Source organism: Shinella pollutisoli (assembly GCF_024609765.1).
In the GTDB taxonomy this organism is placed as follows: domain Bacteria; phylum Pseudomonadota; class Alphaproteobacteria; order Rhizobiales; family Rhizobiaceae; genus Shinella; species Shinella pollutisoli.
In genome coordinates this window covers 21,129-34,528 of record NZ_JANFDG010000016.1, presented here as the reverse complement: position 1 = coordinate 34,528, position 13,400 = coordinate 21,129, and the positions used below count along the sequence as shown (strand labels likewise).

The following is a 13,400-nucleotide window of genomic DNA, read 5'->3' as shown; positions in this document are numbered from 1 at the left end:
GCGCGGACGCTACTGGAGGGATCGAAAGCCTGCCCTCAAAAGAGGGCAAGCTGCTTGTCGGCAGGGTCTTTGATGCCGTAGATCAGGCGGGCCATTGCGATGGTGCTCTTGCCCTCGAAGGTCGGCTTCGTGGTGACGTGATTGTGGATTTCCCACGAAATCCAGATCTTCAGGCCCGCGCCCTGAAAGGTCAGATGCAGCGCACCGGGGCCGCACGATCCACCGAAGATGCCCAGCTCGAACGCCAGCGCCTCGGCAAGCTCCGCGTCGGTCATGCCGCGCGCGGCGCGTTCGGTCCAGCGCTCGCCCGCGCGGGAGAACCCGCCGGTTGCACGCAAGAAACCCTCGCGCTTGTCGGCCTCGATGAGGGAGCGCGTCATGACGCGCCCCCGGTCTCGTCGTTGAAATGCTTGACCGCGCGACGGTCGTCGTCAGGCTCACCGTTGCCATCAAGGGAACAATCTGCGGCCCGCACATCGAAAGTATCGACGGGGTAGTCCCACGTTTGGCCGTCTGCTCCTACCGGATAAACGCGGATTTGCAGATCGCCGTCGATAACATCCATGCAAACACTGAAATTGCCAATGCGCTGCGTAATAGGGTCGTGATTTTCCATGTCTAGAACTCCTCTTGTTGTTGGGCCGTAGCGGGCCGTTTGTGGGAGGGGCGCTTACGCGCCCGCTCCGTTGTTGTTTTCACTCGGGAAGCGGAGGACGATGCGGCCGCCGTTCACCGGAACCAGATCGAGCTGTAGGGTCAGCCCTTCGCCGTCCTGGTGGGTCCACGCCGCGCCGATGCGGGTCCAGAAGGCTTTGTCCTCGTTCCCCGCGACGTGCCAGGCGATGTAGGCCGGGCTGCGGTTCTCGCGGGCGGGGCGGCGGTTCTGTTGGTCGTTACGTGCCATGATGTAAGCTCCTTTCGCTTGGGTTGATCTCGACACGCCAACCGTTTGAGCGGGCGGAGAAGCGGCGGGTTCACGGCTGATGCGCCGGAGGGGAATCGCCCGGCCTGCACGCAGGAAGGTCGGGGATACCGGGGCATCACCCGAAGGGCCGAAGGGCCTTGAACCGGACGCGCGCCCGGTCAGGTTATGGCGTGAAAAGTCGAGGCAAACCCAACGCGCAAGGCAGCGTCACAGGCACTCTGAAACGACGACACCGCCGTCCGGCCGCGAAACCATGATCGGGAATGTCCGTCATGTCGCGGGGATCGAGGACAAAGCGCGGACCCGGAAAACATCGGCAGCCGTGGTCGCGCGGAGCGGCGGAAGGGCTGTCCGGCCGGGCATCGAAATGCCGGAAATGATACGGCCAGAGTCCTCTATCGCTGATGTGATAACAACCATTCTGGGAAATAGGGGGCGTAAAGCCCAAGCGTATCAACGGCTTGGAGGCTCACCGAAAAAGTGCGTTCTGGAAAATCGAGACCGCACGGCACCGATGGCGTGACCAGTTAGTGACCACGACCGGCGGCGCGACGTGCTTCATATGGGATGCAGCTCGAACGAAAGGAGTTGCACCATGTCAGACGATCTCGAAAACCGTGACTGCGGCAACCCCGACTGCTTGGCCTGCCGCATGCGTCGCGGCGAGCGTCCCATGCCGTCGCGGGTGGCCGAATTTGAAGCTGCGGAGATGCAGGTTCGGCAATCGGTGGCTGCGGACGATGGCGACGGGACCAAGGACAAACCCGTTGTGATCCACGTCAACGAGGCAGGTCTGATCGCGCTCGCGTTCCTCGGCCGCCTCGAACGGAGAAGCCGTCGCGGCGGGTTGCATCTGGTCGGGGAACCCCTCGACCTCGACGATCCGACCGCTATGGCGGACGCGCTGCGCTATCTGTCGGGAATGCTGGTAGCCCGACTGGATGAGGAGTTCGAGGCGTGCCGTGAAGGCCGTCATCCTCTCCTCTTTGCCCCGGTGGAAAGGAGAGCGCCCGATGGCTCGACGCTCCACTGACAAGCGAAAGAAATCCGGGCCGGCGGCGAAGCCGGCCCGAAAGCCCGCTTCCACGCTCGCCATGCTGACGGTGACGATCCCGCCGGCCCTCTCCGACCGGGCGGCGTCGTTCCTCGGCTCCGCGATAGCGGACGATCAGGCGTTCTGGATGATTGCGCTCAGGACGGGGATTGAGGAATTGGAGCGGCAGTTCCGGGAGATCGAGGCCGACGCAAAGCGAGAGGCCGAAGACGCCGGCACCGTCGTGATCTTCGGCTCGCCAGTCATCATCGACCGGTCGCCTGATGACGATGATCCCGACCCTGACGGGATACCATTCTGAAATGTAGCTGCGGCGGCCGGACGGCCGCCGCAGCGTTTTCGTCACCACCATGGCGAATAGAGCACCGTCAGCCCGGCGGCGATGGCCTCGCGGTTTTCGGTTCAGCCATCGGGACTATCGGCCCGCCGGAGCGGAGTCGGACGTATCCGGCTCGAAGCTGATGCGCAGCCGGGACTTCGTGGCCTTGGCGAAGCGTTGCAGCGTCCGGGTCGAAGGCATGGTGCGCCCGCTTTCAAGCCGGGCGACAACGGCCTGGGTCGTGCCCATAGCCTTCGCCACTTCCTCCTGCGTCATGTCGGCTTCGCCGCGTGCGCGGATCAGCGCGGAGGCAAGCGCGAACTCCTCCTCCAGCGCGTCGTATTCGGCCATGTATTCGGGGTCTTTCCGCCATTCGGCGAAAGCCTCCTCGACCGGGATGAACTTGCGGCTCATAGAACCTCCTTCGCCCGTTTCAGGGCCAGCTCGATTTCGCGCCGGGGCGTCTTCTGGGTCTTCTTCGGGAATACCCTGACGACAACCACCCGGCGTCCGGTTGCCGTGACATAGGCGGCGCGGGCAATGCCATCCTTGCCCTTCATGCGCATTTCCCAAAGCGGCCCTTCCAGATGCTTGATGTAGGGTTCTCGCATCCTTTCCAGGCCATGAGACTGGATCAGCCCAACGATTCGCTCGAAACTCGCCCGGATGTCGCGCGGCAAGGCGGAAAGCTCCGCCCTTACATCCGCATCCAAGAACTCGACTGACCACTCCATTACCAGAATATACCATTTTTGCAATATTTTGCAAGTGCTGCCTGCCCGCGCGCAGCGCGCCGCCGCCCGGCCCGATGCCGGGCGGCAATTTTTCGTCGGTCGCCGCAAGCGGAAACGCCGCCGGAATGCCCGGCGGCGCGATTTTTTTGGCCCTGCGCGCAGGTCGGTAGCTGCTCACGCGGCCGCCTTTTCTTCCTCCGCCTCCTGCGGCTGCAAGCCGGTCAGATAGTCGGCGGCACGCTGCGCATGGGCGGCGGCGGTGAAGATGGCGCGCTTGTCATCCTTCAGCGCCTTCAGCCACGATCCGATATAGGCGGCGTGTTCGGCGCGTGGCTCCGGCGTCAGCGCCAGATCGGCGCAGATGAAAGCCGCGCCCAGCTCGGCGACAAGTTCCTCCATCGCATAGCCTTCATCGCCCCAACGCTTGCGGCCAAGATCACGGCCGAGGCGCTGCGGGGCCTTCGTCCAGTGAGTCAGCTCATGGGCCAAGATGGCGTAAAATCCTTCCGGCTGCGCGAACGCGACAAAGGGCGGCATCTGCACATAGTCGCCGGCGGCGGTGTAATAGGCGCGGTCTCCGCCTTCCCTGATCTCCGCGCCGGTGGCGGCAAAGAAAGCCTCCGCCCTGTCGATGCGCTGCACGGGGTCGAGCGCCGGGGCCTGCACGGCGTAGAAATGCGCGGGCAGCCCGTCCACCTGCTCGGCGTTGAAAACGGTGTATCCCTTCATGAACGGAATTTCCCGCTCCACGTCCTCGCCGGTCGCCTCGTCCTGCTCGGTCTTGGTGATGGTGTTGGCGTAAACGACAAGACTCCCCTTCTCGCCTTTCCGCACCTGTCCGCCCATCTCCTGCGCCTGCTTGTAGGTCATCCACAGCGGCGCGGTGAAGCCGTGCATGATGGCTGAGTCCCACAGCAACAGGATGTTGATGCCGCGATAGGGAATGCCGTTGGCGCGTAGCGGGCGCGTAATGCGCCCTGCGGTGTGCTCGGCGTTCCACGGCTTGAACCAAGGGCGCACGCCCTTTTCCAGTTCGGCCACGATGCTGTCGGTTACACGTTGATAAACGTCTGATTTCATTGATCTTCTCCTAGTTTTTCGGTTGCGCATGCAACCGGACTAGGCCCGCGCCAATGAGCGGGGGGAGATCGACAAGGACCAGTGCGCCGGGAGGGGGATCACCCGGCCTGCACAAGCCGAAGGCGCGGAAGGCCGGGGAAACCCGGCGCGCTGCGCTTGCGTCCAGTCCTTGACGAAGGGGGGCTGCAAGCCCCCGTCTTCTGACGGCGGGCACCGGCCCGCGTGTCAAAGCGCCGGCAAGGCCGGCACCGCTATTCTTCGCGCGAAGGATCAAAACCGGATGGCGGAAACGGCCCGTGGTCGGTTCCGGGCGAAGCCTGCGAGCCTGGCCGCAACGCGGGCGCGCCCGTTCCCTGCCGCTGCCCTGTCCTGTTCAACAAAGATCAGCAATCGCTTCCCGAGTCCCTTCCGAACCCGTGTTCACGACCTGCCTTTCCTGCCGGTCCTGCTGTGAATGTGCGCCGGTCTGTCCGTTCCCCGCGCAAGCGAAAAGCCCCGTATCCCCTGCCTTCACCACAAGGGTTGCAGGCGGGCGATTCCCCTCGGTTTTTTCGCATGCGCGCCGTCCATCCCGACGCCGGGGTCATTCACAAGGCCGGCAATCAAGCCGGTCGCAACAGAGTGGAGGAACTCATGAACCGCTTACTGACCATCGCCGAACTGCAACAGCGCACCGAGACGGAACTGCACGCCCTGTTCCGGCAGGCGTCGCAGGCTCTGGCCCGCACCGCCACCGGCACGCCGGAGCGCCGCAACGGCCTCGCCAGCATCGAGAATATCTCGCGGGCGCTGGCGATGACGGCGGGAGCGCGGGGCTTCTAGCCCCGCCTTTCCCATCTCGACCAGGGCCTGTGGATGAAACATTGCGGTAAATCGGACTTTACCCGCGCGTCGTGGTAAGATGAATGCGTCCAAGAAAAACAACAAAGGGCTGCAATATGAAAATAGAAACTCGCCATCAATTGAATGAAAAGTTCAATCGCCGCGCTGATGGCATCATTGGAATGGTCAATCCCTGGTTCGTCGGTTCAGCGGTGCTTATGGGAGTTGCTGCTCTGCCGTTTAGCCTCTCCGCTACGCTCTTCATTTTGTCCGTGCCGACTGTCTATCAGGGCATCGGATTGGGCTATCGCGTCGCGGGCTATATGCTAAAGCCGACAGCGCCATCCGCCCCTTGATGGCTAGGCCCCGAAAATTTTCGTAACGCAACCCGTTAGCGACTTCGCCGCTTCGGCCTTCAGTTCGGATTTCTTTTCGAGAGTCCCTTTCCAGACGCGCCGAGCTTTATCCGTGCGCGATGCTTCTGGCATCTCTTTCTTGGCTGCCTCATACGACTGAAAGGCAGCTTTGCCGACCGCGCCCAACATACCACTGGCGACACAGATGCCGTAGTAACCGGCTGCCACCGTGACTACCGCACTAACATCAAGAGGGTTGGTGACGGTTCCCCGAAGGCTAAGAACGCACAAAGGCGAATTATCGGGTTTCATGATTCGAATAAAGTAATCAACCGAACACGATTCGTCGTCGAAAATTGTTTCGATGGTGATCTGGAACGGTCCGTCATCGATTTCATCTAGACGTTCATCAATTAAAAGCTCGTTGTATCGCATGACTAAACTCCCCTCTTGATCGCCTCGATTATCAATCAACGACCGTTCTGCTTTTATCAGCACTCGTCGAAGCGTGTAATATCCAGCGCGGGGCTTCTAGCCCCGGCTTTCGCCGCCTGCCTTCTCCAAATCCCTGCGCAGCGCCTCTGCGGCGCGGGCGCAGTCAACCCAGGCCATCTGCCAGTCAAAGAGGGCATCCTCGTCCATGCCGGATAGCGCCGTGAGCACGATGCCGTGGGCGGCAGCGCGGTCGTTGGCGGCGATCGCGTCCAGGGCGTCGCCGATCAGGTCGCGCCATTTGCGTGCCGCCGGAATTTCTTCGCCGCCGAAAGACTTCGAGGCGCGGATGGCCTCCTGCAAATAGTGGGCGGCCTCATCAGGAGGCGGACAGGCTGAACGGAAATTCGCGGCATCTTTCTCCGCTTGTTTGCGAAGGAAACGGCTGATCTCTCCGCCGCCCTCGTTGCTGTCGTCGCGCACCTCGGCAATATGTCCGACGCGAAGGTGGCCTTCGACAGCGCCGAATGCCGTCTCCGATCGCAGATAGGTGACGGTAGCTGTCGTGTTGCCGTTTTCATCGAAGATGTCGGCCCGTGCCTTGCGCGGAAAGACGCGGGCGCGGTGCCGGCCTTCCAGATAGAGGTCAATCGTCTGAACCGAGTCGATCCAGCAATCGACAGGCGGATGCGCGGCCAGATACGCCTCGCGGGCTGCCTTCGCCGCTGCGACGTAGCGCGGGTCGTCCTGCGGGCGTTCCCGCCATTCGGCATCATGATCGTCGATATCGGGCATCACTATCCTCCGCCGCAATTGTAGACGATCAGCATTCGCGCATCGAGGAATCTTCAAGAAGTAGAATTATGGCAAGCTGGGTCATGTGGATAGAATTTTTTCTTTGTTTCCGTGTTTCCGCATGACCGCCGTAGAATATCGGTATGATTATTTCATTCCTCAATCAAAAAGGCGGCGTCGGAAAAACTACTCTCGCGGTCAACACGGCCGCTCGTCTCGCCCGCTCCGGCCACAAGGTCCTGCTGATCGACGCCGATCCGCAGCAGACCTCCGCGCAATGGGCCAGCTTGCGCGAGACGACACCCTTCGTCGTCGCCTCGCTGCCGCGCCCGAAGATGGCGCGCGACGCGATGGCGATGGCCGCCGACTATACGCACACCATCATCGACGGTCCGGCGCGCGGCAAGGACATCGCGCATTCGGTCGTGATCGCCTCCGACCTCGTCGTCATTCCGATCGAGCCGGGCGGCCCCTCCCTGTGGGCGGCAACCGAAACGATCGAGGCCGTCAACAACGGCCGGGCGCTGAAGGAACAGCTCGAAGCCGTGTTTCTGGTTTCACGGAAACAGGCAAACACGGTGATCGGCCGCGAGGCCAAAGCCTACGCCGCCGACGCCGGCATTCAGATCCTCCGCACGGAGATCCAGAACCGCGTCGCCTTCGCAGAGGCGCTGACGGCAGGCCGGACGATCTTCGAGTGGGCGGCAAAAAGCGAGGCTGCAAAGGACATTGAACGACTGGTGAAGGAGTTGTTGCGTTATGGCGAGCACGAAAACATTCGCGGACCTGAAAAAGCCCGTCAGGCAGCCGACGCCTGAGCAGATCGCCGCTTTCGAGGAAACCGGCAGGGCTTCTCCTTCCGTGAACACGGAAACACGGAAAGCCGCCAATGCGGAAAGCCGTGCAGGCGTGAACGCGGAAGGCCGTGAACACGACAATGTGGGAACCCGCATTCCCGCAGAGGCGGAATCCCGTGAACACGGAAACCCGCCTTCACAGAAACCTGCCGATACGGATTCACAGATCGCCGCAAAGCCTGAACCCCGGAAATCCGTGAACACGGAAACACGGATTTCCGGCTCCGTCGTGCGGCTGACGATCGACCTGTCGGAGCCGGCCCACACCCGGTTCAAGACCGCCTGCGCCATGACGAAGCGGAAGATGGTCGATGAGGTTCGCGCCTTTATCGAGCGTCGCACGGCCGAGCTGGAAGAGGACGCCGGCCGCGCCTAGCCATCGGGCGATTCGCCGATGGCGGCGGCAACGGGCCGCTGCCGCATGTCTCGCATTGCGCTGAAAGGCGCAGAAACCCTTGCCGGACAGAACTGACTTGCTATAGCGCCGGACATTGCGGACAATTCGCATTGGCCCGTTTCGGGCCGCGTGAAGTCATGCCTGATCTGAAATGAGGATTTAGTGAACTAACAAAAAGAAAACCCGCCGAAGCGGGTGTTTCAAATCTTGATATTCGCGAACTGAACAATCCGAATATCTCAGACATCTAAAAACATCGCAAGTATATTTTGCGACAGATTTGTGCGCCCTGAGTTTCTGCGGGTTTTCTCCATGCCAAAGGGAGGAAACCAGTGACTATGCAAAATGATCCGCAAGCCGCCTTCATCGAATCGGCGGCGCGTCTCAAGAACCGGATCGCCAGCCAGGGCGGGCCGGCGTCGCGGGAGCGGGAGCCCGTGCCTGTGCCGCGCACCGAACGGGGCAGACGCTCGCTCAACACCTGCCATCGCTATGCGCAGACGGGGCGGCCGCGCAAGCCCGCGCCGCGCGACAGCCGGGCCTATGTGCCCGAGCTGGCCGCGCGCATCGAGGACGATCCGAACCTTTGCGACGGCGCGCGGCGCTGCGCCCGCAAGCTCGCCGAGCTGACCTATCGCCGGAACCGGGAAGACCGGGCGCTGCCGGTGACAGTCACATACCTCGCGCGGGCGCTCGGCCGTTGCCGGCGCACCGTGCAACGCTATCTCCGCCAGCTTGAGAGGGAAGGCTATGTCGCGGTCGATGTAGTCGTCTCGCAGCGGGCGCGCATGTGCGTCGGCCTCGTCGTGCGCCTGCTTGGCAACCTCATGGCCGCGCATCACCGCCATCGCTGGCCCGGAAGCCTTGGAAATCCAGGGGCGACACCGGAGTCACTGAATCAGAGCAAGGGATATTATTCCAAGGCGAAGGACGCCCATGCGCAGGTCGAAGGCCAGCGCATGGGCGTCCAGCAATGGGCGATGCGCTGCATGGACGGGATATTCCGCCGCTATATGGAAACAAACCCGCTCGCCGGCCTGCCGCCGGTCCTGCCGGCATAGGGCAGCGGCTTCTCCGTCGATGCCGATTCCTGCCCGATAGCGGGCCGGAGAGTGCAGTATTGCCTTCAGGAGGTGGTTCGGCCCGGTCAGGGCCAGAACGCATCCTGAGCGATCCTCGGCCAAAGGCGGCGGCGTCATGCCGCCAGCCTCCGGGCTGCGATCCCGTGATAGGCAGGGTCCAGCTCGATCCCGAGATAGTCGCAGTTTGCCTCACAGGCCGCGACCAGGGTCGAGCCTGAGCCGCAGAACGGGTCCAGCACCAGCCCGCCTTCGGGGCAGAACGCCTCGATCAGGGGCTTCAGCGCCGCCACCGGCTTCTGCGTCGGATGGAGCCGGTTGCCGCTGTAGGGGAAATCGATCACATCGGCCGGCGGGTTCGCCGGCAGCACCGGGCGGCCCTTGGCCAGCACATAGGCCGATTCGTGCGTGTAGCTGACGAACCGTGCCCGCGAGGCATAGCGTTTGCGGAAGACGATATGGCCGACGATGCGGAATCCCGCCGCGCGCCAGGCGCTCATGAAGCGGTCCGTCTGGGTCCAGCCGTAGAAGCTCACGCACAGGCTGTCGTTCTTCAGGACGCGGAACATCGCGCGCGATGCCGGCTCCAGCCAGTCGGCATTGTCGTCGTTGGCGATCGAGCGCCCGTCGCGCGACTTGTAGCGGACGAGATAGGGCGGGTCCGTCAGGATGAAATCGACGGAGCGGGCCGGCATCTGCCGCATCACCTCGATGCAGTCGCCGCGCTGGATCGAATTGCGGAGCTGGTTGGTCTTGTAGGTCATGGCATCCTCCTGCCTGTTGCGGTTGATGCCGCGTGACAGGGCGGGCCGAAGAAGCCGGGCGCGCACCGCGAGGGGAATGGTCAACACGGGAGCGATGAGCGAAGGAGCGGGCAGGCCATTGCGGGTTCGGCGCGGTCCGCCAGAACGCCGGTGTCAATGAAACCGCGAAGGCAGGAGTCGGGCAGGGCCGGACAGGCCAGCGCAGCCATCCTGACCAGTTTGTGCGCAATACGGGGTGGTGCGGTCGGTGCGATCACGGTGGCATGGAAACCGTCGATCCCAGGACCGGCATGCCTTCGCCCGCCAAGTCGTTTGACTTCGTGGTGACGGACGATCTTGCCGGCCTGCCGGTCACGAATGCCGAACTCGACGCCATCGAAGCCTTTCTCGGACAGGCGCTGCGCGATTTGTTCGCGCCGGACTCGGAACCGCCGCAAATGCATGGTGAACTTGAGGAAATTCCGAAACGCCGGGGGGCCAGACAATGAAAACCGCACCTGCCGAACAGCCAGTCGCCTCGCGCGCCGCGCTCTACATGCGTGTGTCCACGGGCCGTCAGGCTGAAAGCGATCTGTCGATTCCCGATCAGCGCCGCCAGGCCACCGCCTTTTGCAAGGCGCGGGGCTGGGAGGTCGTCAACGAGTTTGTCGATGCGGGCCTGTCCGGCACCACGGACAACCGCCCCGAATTGCAGCGCCTGCTCGATCTGGCGACGAACGGCGCGCCGCCGTTCGACGTGGTGGTCGTCCATTCTCTGAGCCGCTTCATGCGCGACGCCTTCCTTCAGGAGATGCACGTCCGGCGTCTCGCCAAGGCGGGCGTGCGGCTCGTGTCGATGACGCAGGATGTCGGCGACGATCCGGTCGGCGTCATGGTGCGTCAGGTCTTCGCGCTGTTCGACGAGTATCAGTCGAACGAGATTCGCAAGCATGTCAGCCGCTCGATGAACGAGAATGCGCGGCAGGGCTTCTGGAACGGTGCGGCTCCGCCCTTCGGCTATACGACGGTCGTGGTCGGGCAGCGCGGCGCGCGCTTCAAGAAGAAGCTCGCCATCGACCCGGTCGAGGCCGAGACCGTGCGCCTGATGTTCCGGCTGCTGACGGAAGGGGACGGCACCACGGGGCCGATGGGCGTCAAGGCGGCGGTGTGCTGGCTGAACGAGCGCGGCTACCGCACACGCGGCGGCGCGCGGTGGGGCATCGGCCCGCTCTACAATCTGATCTCGAACACGGTCTACAAGGGCGAGGCTGTCTTCAACCGCATGGACTCGAAGACCCGGAAGCCCAAGCCCGTCTCCGAGCACATCATCGTGCCGGTCGATCCGATCATCGACCCGGCCGTCTTCGATGCGCTCCAGGCGCAGATGAGGGAACGCAATCCCAAGGTTCTGCCGCCGCGCGTCGTTACCGGGCCGATCCTGCTGACTGGCATCGCCACCTGCGCCAGTTGCGGCGGGGGCATGACCATCCGCACGGGCAAGTCGGGGCGCTACCGCTACTATGTCTGTGCGGCGGCAGCGCAGAAGGGCAAGACCGCCTGCGCCGGCCGCTCGGTGCCGATGGACCGGCTCGACAATGCGGTCATGGACCGCGTCTCCGACGAGCTGCTGATGCCCGACCGCGTGGCGGACATGCTGCGCGGCCTGATGGATCGCCAGACGAAGAGGGATGAGGACTACGGCAACCGCCTGACGGCGCTGCGGGGCAAGCTGTCAGAGGCGGAAGGGCGGCTGACGCGGCTCTATCAGGCCATCGAAAACGGCATTGCCGATCCGAACGACCCGACGCTGAAAGACCGCATCGCGGCGGTGAAGACCGAACGCGACATTGCGCAGGCCGCGTTCGACCGCGCCGTCGCCGAAATGCGCCCGGAAGCGCGAATCACGGAAGAAAAGATCGCTTCCTTCGTCGGCACGATGCGCGACAACGTGCTGTCGGGCGACACGCCCTTCCGCCGCGCCTGGCTGCGCGCCGTCATCGACGGGGTGGAAGTCGATGACCGGGAAATCCGCATCCACGGTCGCCGGACCGTTCTGGAGCGTCTTGTCATGGGAGGCGGGGCCACTCCCGCAGGAGTGCCCAGTTTTGTTCGCAAATGGCGCACCCGAAGAGATTCGAACTCCTGACCCCCAGATTCGTAGTCTGGTGCTCTATCCAGCTGAGCTACGGGTGCGCTGGCAGCGGGGCTTAGCGCCCGGCTGCGAGGCGATCTCCTAAAGCGTCCGCCGGCCTATTGCAAGCGCCTTTCGGAGAAAAAATGCACTTTTCGTCCCTTTCGCACGCGGCCGGACGCTCAGGCACGGTGGCGGAAGGCGTCCAGCGGAACGGGCCGGTCCGGCAGCTCGATGCGGAAGAGCGTGCCGGGCGTGTTCTTCTCGACGAGCGCGATCGTGCCGCCGTGGGCGAGCACCAGCTCGCGGGCGATCGCCAGGCCGAGGCCGGTGCCGCCGGAGCGCACCGAGCCGCGGAAGGCGGCGAAGAGGTTCTCCCGCGCCTTGGGGGGCATGCCGGGGCCGTTGTCCTCGATGGCGATCGACACGACGCTGCCGGTGCGCAAGCCTGTGACGGTGAGGCTGCGCCGCGCCGCGCCGCTGTCCTGCGACAAGGCCTCGACGGCGTTGCGGCAGAGATTGTGGATGACGCGGAAGAGCTGCTCGCCGTCGGCGTCGACCTGCAGCCCCGGCTCGACCTGGAGGCCGAAATCGATGTCGGCGCGCGCGTCGAGCGCCAGCATCTCCGACACTTCCAGCACGAGCGGCCGCAGGGCCACGAAGCGCCGCCGCGGCTCCGGCTCCTTCATGCGGCCGTAAGACAGCACCTCGTTGGTGTAGCCCACGGCGCGGTCGATGCTGCGCAGGAGCTTCGGCGCGAAACGCTTGACGACCGGATCGTCGACGGCGGCAAGCCGGTCGGACATCAGTTGCGCCGAGGAGAGGATGTTGCGCATGTCGTGGTTGATCTTCGACACGGCAAGGCCGAGATCGGCGAGGTTCTTCTGTTCCTTGAGCGTGCGCTGCAGGGTCTGCTGCATCTGCGAGAGGTGGATGCCGGCGACCGCGAGCTCGTCCCTGCCCGGCGAGGGCACCAGGACGCGCGCCGGGTTGGCGGGCTCCTCGGAGAAGTCGCGCATGTTCGCCGTCATCCGGCGGATCGGCCGGATCAGCAGGCGGTTGATGGCGAAGAAGATGAGGCTCGCCGTGATCAGCGAGATGATGATGGAGAGTGCGAAGACGTTGCGCGCATAGACGAGCATGGCGCGCCTGAGCGCCCCTTCGTCGAGCAGCAGCTCGATCGTCGTCTGCGAATCGGCCACCGGGCCATAGACGCGGATGATGCGCTTGCCGCCGAAGAGGAGCGTGTCGAAGGCATCGTAGATCGCCCCGGGGAAGGAGACGTGGGCGATGTCGTACTGGGCGTCGACGCTCGGCGGCATGTCGACGGCGGCGACCATGCGCGAGGCGTCGGCGCGGCGCAGCACGATCGCCTTGGTGCCCGTCGCCATCAGCGTCTCGTCCTGGACGGGGCGCGGCAGCTCGCGGTCCGGCAGCCCCTCGATCACGACGCTCGCGGCGGCCGCCGTGCTCAGCCGGTCGCGCAGCCACATCAGCCGCATGTTGGCGACGGACGGCACGAAGATCAGCACCTCGGCGATCATCACGAAGGCGACGGTGAGCATCAGGAGCTTGCCGGAAAGGCCGGACAAGAAACCCGCCACCGGAACCGGCGCCCCGGCTTCGGGCGGAGGAGGCTCCCTGTCCATCATCTCTCTGCTCCGGCCATGCCGCCG

At 64.0% G+C, this 13,400-nt stretch carries 19 protein-coding genes and 1 tRNA gene; 9 read left to right on the top strand and 11 right to left on the bottom strand.

Features of this window, described 5'->3' with window-relative positions; all coding sequences use genetic code 11:
* Nucleotides 1-35: 35 nt before the first annotated feature.
* Genes NNZ72_RS14180 through NNZ72_RS14170 form a run of 3 tightly spaced genes read right to left on the bottom strand, consistent with a single transcriptional unit; the run spans nt 36 to nt 904 of the window.
* Nucleotides 36-380, bottom strand: a complete 345-nt coding sequence (locus tag NNZ72_RS14180; RefSeq protein WP_257315970.1) for a hypothetical protein — start codon at nt 378-380, stop codon at nt 36-38.
* A complete protein-coding gene (locus NNZ72_RS14175; protein WP_257315969.1) occupies nt 377-616 on the bottom strand; it encodes a hypothetical protein in 240 nt (79 codons plus the stop codon). The genes NNZ72_RS14180 and NNZ72_RS14175 overlap by 4 nt, the downstream gene beginning before the upstream one ends.
* Before the next feature lie 54 nt (nt 617-670).
* Nucleotides 671-904 carry a hypothetical protein gene (locus NNZ72_RS14170; RefSeq protein ID WP_257315968.1) on the bottom strand — a complete coding sequence of 78 codons (234 nt, stop codon included), beginning with the start codon at nt 902-904 and terminating at the stop codon, nt 671-673.
* A 616-nt stretch (nt 905-1,520) separates the two neighbouring features.
* Between NNZ72_RS14170 and NNZ72_RS14165 the strand changes: the two genes are divergently transcribed.
* Complete coding sequence (locus tag NNZ72_RS14165) at nt 1,521-1,958, top strand: hypothetical protein (RefSeq protein ID WP_257315967.1); 438 nt, start codon at nt 1,521-1,523, stop codon at nt 1,956-1,958.
* Nucleotides 1,939-2,280, top strand: coding sequence for a hypothetical protein (locus tag NNZ72_RS14160; protein WP_257315966.1), 342 nt, complete (start codon nt 1,939-1,941; stop codon nt 2,278-2,280). The genes NNZ72_RS14165 and NNZ72_RS14160 overlap by 20 nt, the downstream gene beginning before the upstream one ends.
* A gap of 114 nt (nt 2,281-2,394) precedes the next feature.
* On the opposite strand, the gene NNZ72_RS14155 is transcribed toward NNZ72_RS14160, so the two are convergent.
* The 3 genes from NNZ72_RS14155 to NNZ72_RS14145 form a co-directional block, all read right to left on the bottom strand.
* On the bottom strand, nt 2,395-2,712 hold the full coding sequence (locus NNZ72_RS14155; RefSeq protein ID WP_166956369.1) for a helix-turn-helix domain-containing protein: 318 nt from the start codon (nt 2,710-2,712) through the stop codon (nt 2,395-2,397).
* Complete coding sequence (locus NNZ72_RS14150; RefSeq protein ID WP_306766310.1) at nt 2,709-2,978, bottom strand: type II toxin-antitoxin system RelE/ParE family toxin; 270 nt, start codon at nt 2,976-2,978, stop codon at nt 2,709-2,711. The genes NNZ72_RS14155 and NNZ72_RS14150 overlap by 4 nt, the downstream gene beginning before the upstream one ends.
* 228 nt (nt 2,979-3,206) lie before the next feature.
* Nucleotides 3,207-4,112, bottom strand: coding sequence for an ArdC family protein (locus tag NNZ72_RS14145; protein WP_257315964.1), 906 nt, complete (start codon nt 4,110-4,112; stop codon nt 3,207-3,209).
* Nucleotides 4,113-4,745: 633 nt separating this feature from the next.
* Here NNZ72_RS14145 and NNZ72_RS14140 point away from each other — a divergent pair.
* Together NNZ72_RS14140 and NNZ72_RS14135 are read left to right on the top strand one after the other, a co-directional pair.
* Entirely contained in the window at nt 4,746-4,934 is a 189-nt protein-coding gene (locus NNZ72_RS14140) for a hypothetical protein (protein ID WP_246225473.1), read from the top strand.
* 116 nt (nt 4,935-5,050) lie between these two features.
* The gene (locus tag NNZ72_RS14135) at nt 5,051-5,290 is read left to right on the top strand and encodes a hypothetical protein (protein WP_257315963.1); all 240 of its coding nucleotides are present in this window, start codon (nt 5,051-5,053) and stop codon (nt 5,288-5,290) included.
* Between the two features lie 3 nt (nt 5,291-5,293).
* Here the strand turns inward: NNZ72_RS14135 and NNZ72_RS14130 are convergent, their stop codons facing one another.
* Entirely contained in the window at nt 5,294-5,725 is a 432-nt protein-coding gene (locus tag NNZ72_RS14130) for a hypothetical protein (protein WP_257315962.1), read from the bottom strand.
* Nucleotides 5,726-5,821: 96 nt separating this feature from the next.
* Nucleotides 5,822-6,517, bottom strand: coding sequence for a hypothetical protein (locus NNZ72_RS14125; protein ID WP_257315961.1), 696 nt, complete (start codon nt 6,515-6,517; stop codon nt 5,822-5,824).
* A gap of 143 nt (nt 6,518-6,660) precedes the next feature.
* On the opposite strand from NNZ72_RS14125, the gene parA reads away from it, so the two are divergent.
* The 3 genes from parA (at nt 6,661) to NNZ72_RS14110 (ending at nt 8,832) form a co-directional block, all read left to right on the top strand.
* Nucleotides 6,661-7,335, top strand: coding sequence for a ParA family partition ATPase (gene parA, locus NNZ72_RS14120; protein ID WP_257315960.1), 675 nt, complete (start codon nt 6,661-6,663; stop codon nt 7,333-7,335).
* Nucleotides 7,277-7,750, top strand: a complete 474-nt coding sequence (locus tag NNZ72_RS14115; protein WP_257315959.1) for a hypothetical protein — start codon at nt 7,277-7,279, stop codon at nt 7,748-7,750. The genes parA and NNZ72_RS14115 overlap by 59 nt, the downstream gene beginning before the upstream one ends.
* Nucleotides 7,751-8,109: 359 nt before the next feature.
* Nucleotides 8,110-8,832: a helix-turn-helix domain-containing protein gene (locus tag NNZ72_RS14110; RefSeq protein WP_257315957.1), complete on the top strand. Its 723-nt coding sequence runs from the start codon at nt 8,110-8,112 to the stop codon at nt 8,830-8,832.
* A 134-nt stretch (nt 8,833-8,966) separates the two neighbouring features.
* Here the strand turns inward: NNZ72_RS14110 and NNZ72_RS14105 are convergent, their stop codons facing one another.
* Complete coding sequence (locus tag NNZ72_RS14105) at nt 8,967-9,614, bottom strand: DNA methyltransferase (protein WP_257315956.1); 648 nt, start codon at nt 9,612-9,614, stop codon at nt 8,967-8,969.
* Between the two features lie 263 nt (nt 9,615-9,877).
* Between NNZ72_RS14105 and NNZ72_RS14100 the strand changes: the two genes are divergently transcribed.
* Both NNZ72_RS14100 and NNZ72_RS14095 read left to right on the top strand, forming a co-directional pair.
* On the top strand, nt 9,878-10,102 hold the full coding sequence (locus tag NNZ72_RS14100; protein ID WP_257315955.1) for a hypothetical protein: 225 nt from the start codon (nt 9,878-9,880) through the stop codon (nt 10,100-10,102).
* Nucleotides 10,099-11,739 (top strand): recombinase family protein, encoded by a 1,641-nt coding sequence (locus NNZ72_RS14095; protein WP_257315954.1) that lies wholly within the window; start codon nt 10,099-10,101, stop codon nt 11,737-11,739. Before NNZ72_RS14100 ends, NNZ72_RS14095 begins: the two co-directional genes overlap by 4 nt.
* On the opposite strand, the gene NNZ72_RS14090 is transcribed toward NNZ72_RS14095, so the two are convergent.
* A tRNA-Arg gene (locus tag NNZ72_RS14090) sits at nt 11,710-11,786 on the bottom strand. The genes NNZ72_RS14095 and NNZ72_RS14090 overlap by 30 nt on opposite strands.
* A gap of 120 nt (nt 11,787-11,906) precedes the next feature.
* Nucleotides 11,907-13,376, bottom strand: coding sequence for a sensor histidine kinase (locus NNZ72_RS14085; protein ID WP_306766309.1), 1,470 nt, complete (start codon nt 13,374-13,376; stop codon nt 11,907-11,909).
* Nucleotides 13,377-13,400: the final 24 nt, after the last annotated feature.